Annotated in this window: 13 protein-coding genes; 8 read left to right on the top strand and 5 right to left on the bottom strand. The window is 64.2% G+C overall.

Features of this window, described 5'->3' with window-relative positions; all coding sequences use genetic code 11:
- Positions 1 to 239 precede the first annotated feature (239 nt).
- Positions 240 to 1,097 (top strand): RNA polymerase factor sigma-32, encoded by an 858-nt coding sequence (locus HDIA_RS21825; RefSeq protein ID WP_099558071.1) that lies wholly within the window; start codon positions 240 to 242, stop codon positions 1,095 to 1,097.
- 111 nt (positions 1,098 to 1,208) lie between these two features.
- Here HDIA_RS21825 and HDIA_RS21820 read toward each other — a convergent pair whose 3' ends face one another.
- Positions 1,209 to 1,508 carry a BolA family protein gene (locus HDIA_RS21820; RefSeq protein WP_099559085.1) on the bottom strand — a complete coding sequence of 100 codons (300 nt, stop codon included), beginning with the start codon at positions 1,506 to 1,508 and terminating at the stop codon, positions 1,209 to 1,211.
- Between the two features lie 232 nt (positions 1,509 to 1,740).
- Between HDIA_RS21820 and HDIA_RS21815 the strand changes: the two genes are divergently transcribed.
- The 4 genes from HDIA_RS21815 (at position 1,741) to HDIA_RS21800 (ending at position 6,738) form a co-directional block, all read left to right on the top strand.
- Complete coding sequence (locus HDIA_RS21815) at positions 1,741 to 2,385, top strand: J domain-containing protein (RefSeq protein WP_099558070.1); 645 nt, start codon at positions 1,741 to 1,743, stop codon at positions 2,383 to 2,385.
- 381 nt (positions 2,386 to 2,766) lie between these two features.
- A complete protein-coding gene (gene cobS, locus HDIA_RS21810) occupies positions 2,767 to 3,753 on the top strand; it encodes a cobaltochelatase subunit CobS (RefSeq protein ID WP_099558069.1) in 987 nt (328 codons plus the stop codon).
- 22 nt (positions 3,754 to 3,775) lie between these two features.
- Positions 3,776 to 5,659, top strand: coding sequence for a cobaltochelatase subunit CobT (gene cobT / locus HDIA_RS21805; RefSeq protein ID WP_099558068.1), 1,884 nt, complete (start codon positions 3,776 to 3,778; stop codon positions 5,657 to 5,659).
- The gene (locus HDIA_RS21800) at positions 5,656 to 6,738 is read left to right on the top strand and encodes an esterase-like activity of phytase family protein (protein WP_099558067.1); all 1,083 of its coding nucleotides are present in this window, start codon (positions 5,656 to 5,658) and stop codon (positions 6,736 to 6,738) included. Before cobT ends, HDIA_RS21800 begins: the two co-directional genes overlap by 4 nt.
- Positions 6,739 to 6,755: 17 nt before the next feature.
- On the opposite strand, the gene HDIA_RS25495 is transcribed toward HDIA_RS21800, so the two are convergent.
- The 3 genes from HDIA_RS25495 to rpmB form a co-directional block, all read right to left on the bottom strand.
- Positions 6,756 to 7,532, bottom strand: a complete 777-nt coding sequence (locus tag HDIA_RS25495) for a hypothetical protein (protein WP_157775777.1) — start codon at positions 7,530 to 7,532, stop codon at positions 6,756 to 6,758.
- Positions 7,533 to 7,653: 121 nt separating this feature from the next.
- Positions 7,654 to 8,232: a queuosine precursor transporter gene (locus tag HDIA_RS21795; protein WP_099558066.1), complete on the bottom strand. Its 579-nt coding sequence runs from the start codon at positions 8,230 to 8,232 to the stop codon at positions 7,654 to 7,656.
- Positions 8,233 to 8,338: 106 nt separating this feature from the next.
- Positions 8,339 to 8,635: a 50S ribosomal protein L28 gene (gene rpmB, locus HDIA_RS21790; protein ID WP_099558065.1), complete on the bottom strand. Its 297-nt coding sequence runs from the start codon at positions 8,633 to 8,635 to the stop codon at positions 8,339 to 8,341.
- A gap of 705 nt (positions 8,636 to 9,340) precedes the next feature.
- Between rpmB and HDIA_RS21785 the strand changes: the two genes are divergently transcribed.
- Entirely contained in the window at positions 9,341 to 10,129 is a 789-nt protein-coding gene (locus HDIA_RS21785; RefSeq protein ID WP_157775776.1) for a DUF3108 domain-containing protein, read from the top strand.
- Between the two features lie 169 nt (positions 10,130 to 10,298).
- On the opposite strand, the gene HDIA_RS21780 is transcribed toward HDIA_RS21785, so the two are convergent.
- Complete coding sequence (locus HDIA_RS21780) at positions 10,299 to 10,775, bottom strand: hypothetical protein (protein WP_157775775.1); 477 nt, start codon at positions 10,773 to 10,775, stop codon at positions 10,299 to 10,301.
- A gap of 805 nt (positions 10,776 to 11,580) precedes the next feature.
- Here HDIA_RS21780 and HDIA_RS21775 point away from each other — a divergent pair.
- The gene (locus tag HDIA_RS21775; protein WP_099558062.1) at positions 11,581 to 14,718 is read left to right on the top strand and encodes a helicase-related protein; all 3,138 of its coding nucleotides are present in this window, start codon (positions 11,581 to 11,583) and stop codon (positions 14,716 to 14,718) included.
- Positions 14,719 to 14,743: 25 nt separating this feature from the next.
- Complete coding sequence (locus HDIA_RS21770) at positions 14,744 to 15,163, top strand: RNA-binding S4 domain-containing protein (protein WP_099558061.1); 420 nt, start codon at positions 14,744 to 14,746, stop codon at positions 15,161 to 15,163.
- Positions 15,164 to 15,269: the final 106 nt, after the last annotated feature.

The following is a 15,269-nucleotide window of genomic DNA, read 5'->3' as shown; positions in this document are numbered from 1 at the left end:
GATTTTTCCCGATCACGCAAAAATGAGTGAATCTTTTCGGCCAACATGAACCAAACTGATCGCCGAACCGTAGAAACACGTAGCAGAAGCCAGGGCGAAGACTTATGTCTTGATCAGGTCTTGTCCCTATCAGGCTGTTGATGCGCATTGGCGAACCGGCCAGCAATGCGCGTATGGCGGGAATGTTGGCCATGGCTGCCGGGACGGTCCCGGCAAGAGGCACAAAGGAGGACGCGACCATGGGGCGCTTCGATCCGGACAGTGCTTGGATCATGCGGGCGGCGCGGGCCGCTCCCTATCTGGAGCGAGACGAGGAACGTGAACTCGCCGAGCGATGGCGGGACCTTCACGACCAGAGCGCGCTCCATGCCATCACCCAGGCACATATGCGGCTGGTGATTTCGACGGCCGGACGTTTTCGCCACTACGGCTTCCCGCTGTCCGATCTCATCCAGGAAGGGCACGTCGGCCTTCTGGAGGCGGCGTCCCGCTTCGATCCGGCCCGCGAGGTCCGGTTCTCGACCTACGCGAGCTGGTGGATTCGTGCCTCGATGCAGGACTTCGTGCTGCGGAACTGGTCGATCGTGCGCGGCGGAACCTCCTCGGCGCAGAAGGCGCTGTTTTTCAACCTGCGCGCCCTTCGCGCCAAAATCCTTCGCAACGATCAGGCCGCCACCGACGACGAGGTCTACCGGCAGATCGCCCAGGCCATCGGGGTGAGCAAGGCCGACGTGACCGTGATGGCGAGCCGCCTGTCGGCGCCCGATGCCTCCCTGAACGCGCCCGTGTCCGACGACGAGGACAACGGGGTCGAGCGGATGGACCTGCTGATCAGCGACGCGCCGCTGCCCGACCAACTGGCGCAGGATTCGATCGACGGCGAAGTGCTTAGCCACCGTCTGGCGGTGGCGCTGGAAACGCTCTCCGACCGCGAGCGGCGGATCGTGGAGGTGCGCCGCCTTGCGGAAGACGCGGCGACGCTGGAAGAGGTCGGCGTGATGATGGGCATTTCCAAGGAGCGCGTCCGCCAGATCGAAGTGAGGGCGCTGGAAAAGCTGCGCGATGCGATGATCGGTCAGGACGGCGCCGCGTCGTGACCGGCCCGCGGTCCTCCTGATCGCCTTCTGCCATCGTTGCCGGATCGGTTGCCGCCCGGCATTGCCGTCACCATATGCATAGCACTGCGGGCGGGCTGCCCTGACGGCTCGTCAGGACGCGCTGCTGTTCGCTCCGCTGCCATTTACCCCACTGCCCTGGGCCTCGATGGCGAGCGCGTGCAGGCCGCCCTGAAGTTCATCCTTCAAGACGTCATTGACCAGACGATGCTGGCTGAGGCGGGACTTGCCGTCGAAGGCCGCCGATTTGATGCGGATACGGAAATGGGTTTCGCCGCTCTCCGACCAGCCGCCATGGCCTTCATGGTGATGCGATTCGTCGATCACCTCGAGGCTCTCGGGGCTGAAGGCCTTCTGCAGCGCGGCACTGATGCGTTCGCGTCTCGTTGTCATCGTCTTCCTCTCCATCTCGTTGCGGCCGGACCGCCGGCGATGCATCGCCGGCGGGGATCGGCCCGACGCCGCAAAGCCTGAAGCCACCCGGCATGGATCACTCCCTGATGCCGCCCGGGCGGCGAAGATCCCGACGGGCTTTGCCGCTCCGTTCCCTCTGGGACGGAATTTCCCTCTGCGATGTCCGCGGCGGCTTGCCGAGGACATCGCGCCGCACCATACTTCGCCGACCATGAAGCTTGATTCAAAACTCTTCGACAGGATCCGCGTCAAACCCGATATGGAGCGGGCCGCACGCGAGATCCATGCCGGCTGCGAGTGGCAGGGCTGCTCGGCGAGCGGCGGATTCCGCGCGCCGAAGGGCCGGGGACGCGAGGGCCAGTATTTCAATTTCTGCATCGACCATGTGCGGGAATACAACAAGTCCTACAACTATTTTGCCGGCCTGCCGGATGACGCGATCGCCGACTACCAGAAGGACGCCGCCACCGGGCACCGGCCGACGTGGAAGATGGGGGTCAACCGGGCTGGCGGCGAGGGGCCGGATCCGAACGGACAGCGCTCCGGACGGGCCCGTCCCGGCCGTCACGACGGCGCGGACATCGAGGATCCCTTCGGCCTGTTCCGGTCCGGCGTTCGCGGTGCGGGAGGCGAAACTGTTTCGCCGGGGCGCCGGCGCCTGACGCCGCTGCAACAGAAGGCCTTCGACACGCTGGGGCTTGACGAGAACGCCGACAAGGCGGAAATCAAGGCTCGGTACAAACTTCTCGTCAAACGGCATCATCCGGATGCCAACGGCGGCGACCGTTCGCTTGAAGACCGGTTGCGGCAGATCATCCAGGCCTATAACTACCTGAAGACGGCCGGTTTTTGCTGAAAAGAAGTTGTGGAGCAACGTATTGGCGCCGCCGCGGGCCCTGCGCCGGGCCGGCGCCTGACCTGTGAAGAGTTGTTTCGGCGCTTTGCCGGCCCGTCTGTTGCAGGGTCGCCGCATGTCGCCTGGAGTGGTCCGCGCTCACACGTCTTCCCGTGAGTGCCCGCCAAGCCGCTCCAAAACGTTGAATTTGGAGCATTTCCTTGTCGGCCGGCGCCATCGCCGGATCGGGACATGCTCCGGGGATCGGGTTGGCGCAAGCGCGACCCGAAAATCTGCTCCCGGACCGTCGTGTCCAGCCGGACGTCGCTGACCGGCGGATCACGCGGTGCGGGATGATACATGAGGGCGCGCCAGTCTTGCGGCGCGCATCACGGAGGTTTCATGAGTTCCAATACGCCCGAGGCCGCATCGCTCCCCGATACGCGCATTTCGGTCCGGCAGGTGTTCGGCATCGACAGTGATCTGACCGTTCCGGCCTATTCGACGCCGACCGAGCATGTTCCCGATCTCGACCCGGACTATCTGTTCGACAAGGCGACCACGCTGGCGATCCTGGCGGGCTTTGCCCACAACCGCCGCGTCATGGTCTCCGGCTATCACGGCACCGGCAAGTCGACCCATATCGAGCAGGTCGCCGCACGTCTCAACTGGCCGCTGGTGCGCGTCAACCTCGACAGCCACATCAGCCGCATCGACCTCGTCGGCAAGGACGCGATCGTGGTGCGCGACGGCCAGCAGGTGACCGAATTCCGCGACGGCATCCTGCCCTGGGCGCTGCAGAACAACGTCGCCCTCGTCTTCGACGAGTATGACGCCGGCCGCCCGGACGTGATGTTCGTGATCCAGCGCGTTCTGGAAGTCGCCGGCAAGCTGACGCTGCTCGACCAGAACCGGGTCATCCGCCCGCATCCGGCCTTCCGCCTGTTCGCGACGGCCAACACGGTGGGCCTCGGCGACACGTCCGGCCTCTATCACGGCACGCAGCAGATCAACCAGGGCCAGATGGACCGCTGGTCGATCGTGACCACGCTGAACTACCTGCCGCACGACAAGGAAGTCGACATCATCCTTGCCAAGGCCAAGCATTACCAGGGCGAGAAGGGCAAGCAGACCGTCTCCAAGATGGTGCGCCTGGCCGACATGACCCGCTCGGCCTTCATCAACGGCGACCTTTCGACCGTCATGAGCCCGCGCACGGTGCTGACCTGGGCGGAGAACGCGGAGATCTTCGGCGATCTCGGCTTTGCCTTCCGCGTCACCTTCCTCAACAAGTGCGACGAGCTGGAGCGGCCGCTGGTCGCGGAGTTCTACCAGCGCTGCTTCGGGGCGGAACTGCCCGAGAGCGCGGCGAACATGGTGCTTGGCTGACAGCGTCGAAGAGCGGAGTGACATGGCGTTGAAGCCGGGACAGGGAAAGAATGCCGCGCCGACCGAGCCGCTGAAGCGGGCGATCGGATCGGCGATGCGTGCCATCGCGGGCGATCCGGAACTGGAGGTGACCTTTGCCACCGACAGGCCGAGCCTTGCCGGCCACCGCGTGCGCCTGCCGGAGCCGCCACGGCGGCTGACCGAGGCGGATGTCGCGATCACACGCGGGCTTGCCGACTCCATGGCGCTGCGCCTTGCCGCGCATGATCCGGGCGTCCACCGCGATCTTTGTCCGGAGGGACAGAAGGCGCGGGCGATCTTCGAGGCGGTGGAGCAGGCACGCTGCGAGGCGCTTGGCGCCCGGGCGATGTCGGGCGTTTCCTCCAATCTCGAAGCGATGCTGGAAGACCGCTATTTCCGTGGCAACTACCAGGAAGTGCGCGAGCAGGAAGACGCGCCGCTCGAGGATGCGCTGGCTCTTCTGGTGCGCGAAAAGCTGACCGGCAAGGCGCCGCCGCCGAGCGCTGCGGCGCTCGTCGATCTCTGGCGCGACTTCGTCGAGGACAAGGCCGGCGAGGATTTCGAGCGGCTTGAGGAGACGCTTGGCAGCCAGCGCGATTTCGCCAAGGCGGTGCGCCATCTGCTGACCTCGCTCGACATGGGCGACGAGCTTGGCGGCGAGCCGGAAGGCGACGACGAGTCCGAGGGCGAGGACACCGAGCAGACCGAAAGCCAGACGCGCGGCGAAAACGACGAGAGCGACCAGTCGCGCGAGGCCGAGGCGCAGGAGCAGGAACAGTCCGGCGAGGAACAGGATGCCGGCGAGAGCGAGACCGAAGCCTCCGTCGCCGAAGACACGATGGACGACGAGAGCGCCGAGGATGCCCGCGACTCGGGCGAGGCGCGCCGTCAGGAGCTGCCCTACACCAATCTTCCGCCGGTGTCCGACTACCGTGTCTTCACGACCCGCTTCGACGAGGTGGCGCGGCCGGAGGATCTGTGCGACACGGCCGAACTCGACCGTCTGCGTGGCTATCTCGACAAACAGCTCGTCAACCTGCAAGGGGCGGTCGCGCGCCTTGCCAACCGGCTGCAGCGCCGCCTGATGGCGCAGCAGAACCGGGGCTGGGACTTCGATCTTGAGGAGGGCCTGCTCGACACGGCACGCCTCACCCGCGTCGTCACCGATCCGATGCAGCCGCTTGCCTTCAAGATGGAGCGCGACGCCAATTTCCGCGACACGGTGGTGACGCTGCTGCTCGACAATTCGGGTTCCATGCGCGGCCGGCCGATCACGGTGGCGGCGGCCTGCGCCGACATCCTTGCCCGCACGCTGGAACGCTGCGGCGTGAAGGTCGAAATCCTCGGTTTCACGACCAAGGCGTGGAAGGGCGGCCAGTCGCGCGAGGCCTGGCTTGCCGCAGGCAAGCCGCCGGCGCCCGGCCGTCTCAACGACCTGCGCCACATCATCTACAAGGCGGCGGACGCGCCCTGGCGGCGGGCGCGGCGCAATCTCGGCCTGATGATGCGCGAGGGGTTGCTGAAGGAGAATATCGACGGCGAGGCGCTGGACTGGGCGCACAAGCGTCTGCTGGCCCGACCGGAAAACCGCAAGATCCTGATGATGATCTCGGACGGTGCGCCGGTCGACGATTCCACGCTGTCGGTCAACTCCGGCAACTATCTGGAGCGGCACCTGCGCTTCGTCATCGAGGAGATCGAGACGCGCTCGCCCGTGGAACTGATCGCCATCGGCATCGGCCATGACGTGACCCGCTACTATCAGCGCGCGGTGACCATCGTCGACGCGGAGGAGCTTGCCGGCGCGATGACCGAACAACTTGCCAGTCTCTTCGAGGAGCAGGCGGTCCGGGCACGCGGCGCGCGGCGCGCGGGCCGCAGGTGAGACCGGCGAAAGTCGCGGTCCGGGTTATCGCTCTGGCCGCCGGCTCCGTCGGGCTTCTCTTCCTGGCCGCCTTGGCTTTTCTCGTCCTGCGCGGAGGAGACAGCCGGGCGGAGGAGCGCAGCGACAGGATCATCCCGCTGACGCTCACGGCCGAGTCCATCGATCGTTTCAATATCGTCGGTGAGCGGCAGGATTTATTCGGCAGCCTCGAATGGGTCGGCGGTTTCGTGCTCAACGACCGGACCGACCGGCTTGGCGGGCTTTCCTCGCTCAGCGTTCTGGACGGCGGGCGGCGGATGATCTCCGTCAGCGACGACGGCACCGAGTTCAACGCCGACATCCTTCGCGACGGGGACGGGCGGCCGGTGGATGTCGACAGGCCGGCCCTCAGGCAGCTTCGTGTCCTCAAGCAGCGCATGCGCTATCGCAGCGACATGGACACGGAAGGCTTCGACGTCTCGCATCAGCCGGGCGGCGACATCGCCTACGTATCCTTTGAGGCCTCGCCGAGGGTCGCCTTCGCCCCGATCGATCCGGATGGCTGGATCGGCCCGCTGCGGAAGATGGTGCTTCCGTCGGCCGTCGAAGCGGTCAACGGCAACGCCGGCTTCGAGACGATCGTTGCCGCGCCCGCGGGATCGCCGCTCGCCGGTTTGCTCATCGCTATCGCCGAGACCGACCCGGACGACGGGGGCCTGTCTCCGGGCTGGATCTTCCGGCAGGGCCGCATCGACCAGCGCGATGCCCTGTCCTTCTCCGTCGTGCAGTCGGACGGCTATTCGATCACCGATGGGGCCTTCATGCCGAACGGCAATCTCGTGTTGCTGGAACGGCGTTTCGGGATCAGTATCGGGATCGGCATGCGGATGCGCATGATCGAGGCCGCCGACATCAGGCCGGGCGCGAAACTCGAGGGCCGGGTGCTGATCGAGGCCAATCTCGCCGACGAGATCGACAACATGGAAGGCCTGTCGGTCTGGACCGATGACGCGGGAGCGACCCGGCTCTCGGTCGTTTCGGACGACAACCACTCCTTCCTCCAGCGCATGCTTTATCTGGAGTTCAAGCTCGTGCGATAAGCCAGAAATATGTCAATTCATGCCGAAAAGAATTCTTCGAACATGGGTATGACTTCATGTTCAATAAAATTGCCCGCCCCGGCAATTACATCAAGAGGATGCCGGTCGCGGATTGATTTTGGCATTTGATGATCAAACACGGGCGCAAAACCTATTTTGAATTCTGGATATACCATCTCTCCGGCATTCCAGTATCCAGTTGGTTTTGCTGTTGCTATGATCTTTCCTTCTTCTGAGTAACCTTTGAACGTTTTGTGATCTATTATCCGCCCCTGTGGGCCGTCGACCTTGAATGTTACGCCAGATCCGTCGAACGAGTACATATGAATTGGAGGGAGCCTATGTTTATCCCAATTATTCAGGTCTCTTAATTGCCACAGAAATTTTGCGTTAGGTCTCTTGCGCGAATGATACGGTTGTACGCTTTCAACTCGCGATCTTACGCCACGAGGCACCCCTGGCATTTTCCAGTGCGTGCTCTTGAATTTTTCTTTGCTTGAAACGATGGGAAATTCTACGTTGTGCTCTTTTCCCGGTTCAGGTTTCGCCAACTGAAACATCAGGTGATCGAGTGACGACCGAAGTAAATAGGCAGCTTCTCCAATAAGTACGGCTATCTTGTCGGGAAATGGCTGTATTTCCCCAAACCGAACGATAAAAGTTCCATTCTTCATGTCCAACTTCTTTTCAAAGAATTCGGACGTAAGAAAAACTCTGCATTCATCTCTTATTTCAATGGTGAGTTGCTGGACTTTCCAGAGCCTCCAGTGAATATGAAGCAGAGGGTCGTCCATGGGCTCATCTCAATTAAATCGAATGTTGTTTATATACTTTTGTGCCCGTAAAAAACAGAGATTTTCTCTGTGAGAGATAGAGGCTGCTCTAGCCGGCGTCATCTACTGTAAAGTCTGCCTGCTATATCCCGTTTGAGGGGTAACCAGCCTCCTGCGGCCGGAACGGCTTGACGACGTTCATCAGGCTCGCATAGGGCACGAGGGCGGCAAGGGCGACCAGCATCTTCACCGTGAAGTCGCCGAGGGCCCAGCTTGTCCACGGAAGGCCCGTGCCGGCGAAGGCGAGCGAAAAGAAGATCGTGGTGTCGAGCGCCGAGCCGAGCGTGGAGGAGGCGAGCGGCGCGCGCCACCAGGTGCCCTGGCGCAAGCGGTTGAAGACTGCGACGTCCAGAAGCTGGGCGGAGAGGAAGGCGCTGCCAGAGGCGAGCGCGATGCGCGGGTCCGACAGCCAGATCGACAGGACGACGGCCAGCGCGAAGCCGACATAGATGACGCGCCGGGTCGTGCGGGCGCCGAACCAGCGGTTGGTCAGATCCGTCACAAGGAAGGAAAAGGGGTAGGTGAAGGCGCCCCAGGTCAGGATATCCGCCATGCCGAAGGGTTCGAACGGATACTGGACCAGGATGTTCGAGGCGACGACGACCACGCACATGGCCGCAACGGAGAAAAGGGCGCGGCGGTCCGGTCCGATGAACGGCATGGCTGGCTTCCTTCCAATAGGGGGCTCATAACGCATCCAGCCCGACGGCGCCGGGCGCGTCAGGCTGGATGTCGAAAACTCACGTCGAATAGACCGGCCTGCGGCCTCAGGCCGCCGCGGCTTCCTCGGCCTTCTTGGCGATCTGGCGCTTCAGAAGGCGGGCGCGCTCGGACAGTTCGGTCTCGGAGGCCTTCGTGAGGAAGGCGTCGAGGCCACCGCGATGCTCGACCGAACGCAGGGCCTTGGCCGACACGCGCAGGCGCACGCTCTGGCCCAGCGCCTCGCTGAGCAGCGTGACGGAGCAAAGGTTGGGAAGGAACCGACGCCGCGACTTGTTGTTGGCGTGGCTCACATTGTTGCCGGTCAGAACGGCCTTTCCGGTCAGTTCACACCGCCGAGCCATGGTGACATCCTCTTGTTCAGTTGGGCTTTCAGTCCGCCGGTGCCCGGACCGGAACGGCTTTTGGTGCCAGTCATCGGTCCACGGGACAACCGGCCGTCCCCTCGCGGGGCAGCCGTTGTAAAAAGTGGCTGTGTCTATACTGGCCGGACCTTGAGCCGTCAACCCTCGCGAGGCCGCGATCCGGGAGGAAAGACGATCCCTCGTGTAGCTTTTGCCCGATAGTGGTATCCTGCATCGAACCGGAGGCGGCATTAACCTTCCGGTTACCATAATGAGCAAAGGATGAAGGCGCGCTCAGGATTGGCCCGTTGATGCAAATGGCGGCTGACCGGCAAGCGCAGCGCGACCGGCATAGTGGTCGATGGACCGGCGACCGGAAAAGCGCCAAAATCATGCTTGAATGACATACTGACGGAGTTTGCTCGGCGCCGTGCCGAAAGCAGATCAGAGTCTCGGACAGAATGGATGCCCGGCGGCGGTTCGGCGATGTGCCGAGATGCCGTCCGGAACGGGTCCCGGGGATCGGGACCGCCGGTGTCGGCCCTCAAACGGCCGGCGATACCGGGCGAAGACAAGAGCGGGTGGCAGTGCCGGACGGCCCGAACAGGCCGGGCAAGGCGTTGGAGGCAACAGGCGGTGACTTCTTTCGTGTTCTCTTCAAGGACGACATCCCGGCAGCGGTGGTGTGCACCGATCGTCGGCGGAATGCTGATTGCCGCCAGCGCCATGCAGCCGGCTTTCGCGGCGGCCTCGGACATCAAGGCCCTCTACAACGTGACCTTCGCGGGGTTTCTGATCGCGAAGGGTACGCTCGGCATTCGCCTCAAGGGCGGGGCCTATGCGGCCAAGGTGCAGATTTCGACCTCGGGTCTGGCGCGCATCATTTCCTCCGAGGAGAGCGAGGCCAGTTCACGCGGCTCGCTTTCCTCCTCCCGCGTCATCCCGGCGAGCTATGACCTCTATTCCAAGGGCGACAAGATCACCGAGGTCGACATGAAGCTGCGCGGCAGCGACGTGACCAAGGTGAGGGCCTATCCGCAACTTTCACAGGCTGACGACCGGGTGCCGGTGACGGCGGCCAGCAAGCGCAACGTCGTCGATCCGCTCAGCGCCGTCGTCATGCCGATCCGCTCGGCCGACGGCGCCTTCGATCCGGATGCCTGCGATCGTGTCCTGCCGATCTTCGACGGCTGGACGCGCTATGACATCAAGCTTGCCTACAAGGACAGGGTTGCCGTCGAGTCCGACGGCTATACGGGCGATGCCGTCGTCTGCTCGGCGCGGTGGATTCCGGTGTCCGGCCATCGGGCGAACAAGAAGTCGACCCTCTTCATGCAGGACAATCGCGATCTGGAGATGTGGCTCATCCCCGCGGCGGACGCCTCGGTGCTGGTGCCCTACAAGATCTCGGTGAAGACGATGCGAGGGACGCTGCAGGTGGTCGCGACCCGATTTGAAGGCGCCGACACCACCACGACGCAGGCGGCGAAATAAGGCCTTCCTGGCGATGTCCAGCCGGCAATATCCGGCTGGCCAAGGCGTCCGTCCGCATGCCCCATGCGGCCCGGAGCGCCATCGGGCCGCGCTTTAGGCACCAGCCCGTCGGCGATGAATTCACCGGCGGGCTTTTCGGTTTTGCGACGGCGAAACCCGTCAGCGCCGGTCACTTCACGGTCATGACAACCCACTGCTTGCGATTTCCGATATTGGAAATGACGGCAACCCCGGGGCGCTGAAAATACTGGAAGAAGACTTCGGACTTGCCGTGTTTCAGCATCAGCAGGCCGGGCTTCTTGCCGTTGGTGTAAGCGTGCCAGCTGACGAAGGGCAGTTTCAGGCTCTTGCCGTAGGTCAGTTTGCCGCCCTTGCCGAAGACGATTTCGCCCTTTTCCCCCTTGGATGTGGTGAAATTCCACGGCCCGATCAGCTTGAACTCCTTGCCCGTGATCGGAATCGACCAGCCAATCTTGCGGGCCTTTTCGGCAACCGCATCGACGACGGCGAAATCGTTGCTCTTCGATCCCTTGACGAGATCGAGCAGCGCCTTGGTTTCCCCGGCCGCAAAGGCAGGCAAGACGGTCACGGCAAGCGCCAGCAGCACGCCCATCACCAAGGACGCCAGGTTACGTCTGTTTCTCATGCAAAGTGCCCCCAGTTTAGAATAACATCAAGAAATGTGATGGATGAGGTGGGTTGTATTCCTCCTCGCGATGGAACGTGCCGGCTTGTCGGCATGGGAGGCAAGTCCAAATTTCCGGCATCTCCGGAGGCGATGTGCTGCGGCGTATGCAGCATGGCCTCGTGCGGGAGATCCGCGACCAACCTCCCTGCTGTCCCAACTCGGCACGCGGCCTTAACGGTTCTCTCAGCTTCTTAAGGCCTATTGGCCGCGACGATGATCCAGATTCGGCGTCATGGATGGGCCGACAACTAGATGTCGTAGGGACTGAAGCAGGAACATGATTGAATCAGCGATTCGTCGCCGTCTTGTTCTTGTTCTCGACCCTTCAGTAATAATAGTTAACGCGCAGAGTCTTTGTGCGGCGCCTTCGAGTAGTCATTTATTTACGAAGACTCTATCGAAGAATTTTTCTTGACATCGATTCATCGTCCAGAGTCTCGTGACTCTCGCCTTGAGTCATACGATTCAATATGCGGTGCGAAAGACTCTTCGAGGCACATGATATGGGTGTGAACAAAAGAGGAATTCTTGCGAGTCGCCGATTCGGACTTTATTTGTTCATGCGCTGTTCGAATTCGACTCGGTTGCCGCGCTTTTGTCCACGAATCGCCGTCGGCCGGAGCCCGGCGCGGCGCGGCGCAATGCGTCAGGATCGCCCTGCCTCGAAAAAGTCGCGCACCCGCCGTCCGGCTATGCTAGAGACGACTCGCTCGCCCTCGGGCAGCGGACCGTTTTGACCAAGATCCGGGACCACGTTTCCCCGATGACCTTCGCCCCGAAAGCGCCGCTCCAGGCAGCAAGCCGCGCGCGGAATGTCACTGCGGTGCTGGGACCGACCAACACCGGCAAGACCCATCTCGCCATCGAGCGCCTGCTCGGGCACGACAGCGGCGCCATCGGCCTGCCGCTGCGATTGCTGGCGCGCGAGGTCTATGGCCGCGTGGCGGCGCGTGCGGGCGTTGGCCATGTCGCTCTCGTCACGGGCGAGGAGAAGATCGTACCGCCCGGCGCGCGCTACTGGATCTCCACCGTCGAGGCGATGCCGCGCGACCTCGACCTGTCGTTCATCGCCATCGACGAGGTGCAGCTTGCCGGCGACTTCGACCGCGGCCACGTCTTCACCGACCGTATCCTCCACATGCGCGGGCGCAGCGAGACCATGCTGCTCGGCTCGGCGACCGCCCGGCCGCTGATCGAAAAGCTCCTGCCGGGGGTCAACATCATCGGCCGGCCGCGCATGTCGCAGCTGACCTATACCGGCGCGCGCAAGATCACCCGCATGCCGCGCCGGTCGGCCATCGTTGCCTTCTCGGCCGACGAGGTCTACGCGATCGCGGAGCTGATCCGCCGCCAGCGCGGCGGCGCGGCGGTGGTCATGGGTGCGCTCAGCCCGCGCACCCGCAACGCCCAGGTCGAGCTCTTCCAGTCCGGCGACGTGGAATTCCTGGTCGCCACCGACGCCATCGGCATGGGCCTCAACCTCGATGTCGACCATGTCGCCTTTGCCCAGGACCGCAAGTTCGACGGCTTCCAGTATCGCCGCCTGACGCCATCGGAACTCGGCCAGATCGCCGGCCGCGCCGGCCGGCATCTCAACGACGGCAGCTTCGGCGTCACGGGCGAGGTCAGTCCGCTCGACGAGGATCTGGTGCGGGCGATCGAGAGCCACGATTTCGAGCCGCTGCGCACCTTCCAGTGGCGTAACGCGGCGCTCGACTTTTCCTCGGTCGATGCGCTGAAGCGGTCGCTCGACACCGTCCCGAAGCTCGAAGGACTGACGCGGGCGCCGCCCTGTTCCGACCAGGATGCGCTCGACTATGCGCTGCGCGATCCGGAGGTTTGCGACCTTGCGCGCTCGAAGGACAGGGTTGCCTTGCTGTGGGACGTCTGTCAGGTTCCAGACTTTCGCAAGATTTCCCCGGCGCAGCATGGAGATATGATTGTTGCGCTCTACGGCTTCCTTGCTCGCGAAGGCGCGGTTCCGGAGGACTGGCTGCAGCGACAATTGGCCTATGCCGACCGCACCGATGGCGATATAGACACTCTTTCGTCGCGTATCGCTCATGTGCGGACCTGGACCTATGTCGCCAATCGGCAGGGATGGCTTGCCGATCAGGTGCACTGGCAAGGGGTGGCCCGCGACATGGAGGATCGGCTGTCCGATGCCCTCCACGACAAACTGACCCAGAGGTTCGTCGACCGCCGGACCTCTGTCCTGATGAAACGCTTGAGAGAAAACGCCATGCTTGAGGCCGAGATCAACGAGAACGGCGCCGTGCACGTGGAGGGCCAGCACGTCGGCGAACTCCATGGATTCCGGTTCATGCCCGATCAGAGCGCCGATGGTCCGGACGGCAAGGCGGTGCGCGCGGCGGCGGCCAAGGCGCTCGCCAGCGAATTCGACAAGCGGGCCGAACGTCTGTCGCGTGCGCCCAACGACGACATCGTCCTCGCCTCCGACGCGACGCTGCGCTGGCTCGGCCAGCCGGTGGCCAAGCTCGTCGCCGGCGAGACGCCGCTGAAGCCGCAGGTCGCGCTGCTGGCGGACGAGCATCTCACGGGCGCCTCGCTCGACATGGTGCGCGGACGCCTGACGACATGGATTTCGGCCCATATCGGTACGCTCTTGAAGCCGCTCATCGATCTTGCCGAGGCGGCGGATCTCGACGGGATCGCCCGCGGTGTCGCCTTCCGCATGGTCGAGGCGCTCGGCACGCTGGAGCGGCAGGAGGTTGCCGACGACATCAAGGCGCTGGACCAGACCGCGCGCGGCGCGATGCGCAAATACGGCGTGCGCTTCGGCGCCTACCACATCTATCTGCCGGCGTTGCTGAAGCCGGCGCCCGCAAGCCTCGTCGCCCAGCTCTGGGCGCTCAAGAACGGCAGCATGGACATGCCGGGCCTTGCCGAACTGCCGGCGCTTTCGGCCTCGGGCCGCACGTCGATCGCGGTCGATCCGAGCTTCGACAAGGTGCTCTACCGGCTCGTCGGCTTCCGGGTCGCGGGCAATCGCGCCGTGCGCCTCGATATCCTGGAGCGGCTTGCCGACATCATCCGCCCGCTGGTGGCCTGGAAGCCGACCGACGGCGCGACGCCGCCGGACGGAGGCATCGCCCAGGGCGGCGGCTTCACCGTGACCGTGGCGATGACGTCGCTGCTCGGCTGCGCGGGCGAGGATTTCGCCTCGATCCTGCGCGGGCTCGGCTACAAGTCGGAGCAGGTGACCGTGAAGGCGATGGAGCCGAAGACGGAGGACGAGGCTGCTTCCGAGACCGAAGTGGCCGCCGACGGCGAGGCGGCAAGCGTGGAGACCGCGACCGAGGCCGTCGTTGCTGCCGACGCCGAGCCGGCGCCTGTCGCTGAAGCGGTCGGTGCGGAGAGCGTGGAGATGGCGCCGGTGGCCGAAGACGCGCCTGTGGCCGTGGCCGAGCCGGGCGACGTTGCCGTTGCGGTCGTGGAAACGACGAGCGAAGAGGCTTCGGTGGCTGCTCCGGTTGAAGCCGCGGGTGAGGAAGCGACCGGCGCAGCGGACGCTACCGCCGGTGAGCCTGCCGTCGAAATGGTCGAGGTGGAGCGCGCGATCGAGGTCTGGCGTCCGTCACGCTTCGACCGGTCCCGCAGGCCGGAGGGGCGCCGCGAGGGACGCCACAACGACCAGCAGAAGGGCCACGGCCGCAAGGACGGCCAGCGCCGGAACGAGCATCACGGCAAGGGCGGCGGGCAGGGCAAGCCGCGTCATGACAAGGGTGGCGAGGGCAAGGGCGGCGAAAGCCGTGGCGGAGATCATCCGCGCCATGCCGACCGCCCGGTACGGCGCGAGCGTCCGGTCGATCCGGATTCGCCCTTCGCCGCGCTGGCGGCCCTGAAAGCCGACATGGAAGGGCGCTCGCGCAAGAAATGACGCACGAGGCGAGGACGGCTTTGTCTTGAAGGACGGTCGCATCCGCATCGACAAGTGGCTCTGGTTCGTGCGGGCCGTCAAGACCCGCACGCTGGCCGCCAAGCTGGCGTCTTCCGGCCAGGTCCGGGTCAATCGCGACAAGATCGACAGCGCGTCCCATCCGGTGAAGGTGGGCGACGTGCTGACGTTTCCGATCGGCAATCGCGTCCGTGTGCTGAAGGTCGTGGACCTCGGGGAGCGCCGGGGGCCAGCGAGCGAGGCAGCGCTTCTCTACGAGGACCTCAGTCCCGCGCCTGTCCGGTCAGTCGGCGAAGAGACTGGCGAATCACCGGCGGGCGACATGGCGGCCCTGCAGGCGGCAGCCGTTCCCGTTGCTGTCAGCGGCGAGGGGCGGCCGACCAAGAAGGCCCGCCGCCAGTTCGACAAGGACAGCGGGCGGGGCTGACCGGCGTGCCGTCCGATGCCCTGTTCGATCCGACCCGTCCTTGCAGAGCAGTTTGGCGGAAGCAGGCGGGTTTGTCCTTCCTGTTGGCCTTTTACGGGATCGCCGG

Origin of the sequence: Hartmannibacter diazotrophicus (genome assembly GCF_900231165.1) — a bacterium.
Classification (GTDB): domain Bacteria; phylum Pseudomonadota; class Alphaproteobacteria; order Rhizobiales; family Pleomorphomonadaceae; genus Hartmannibacter; species Hartmannibacter diazotrophicus.
Note: the sequence above shows the minus strand (reverse complement) of the source record. Positions and strands in the feature narration are given on the sequence as shown.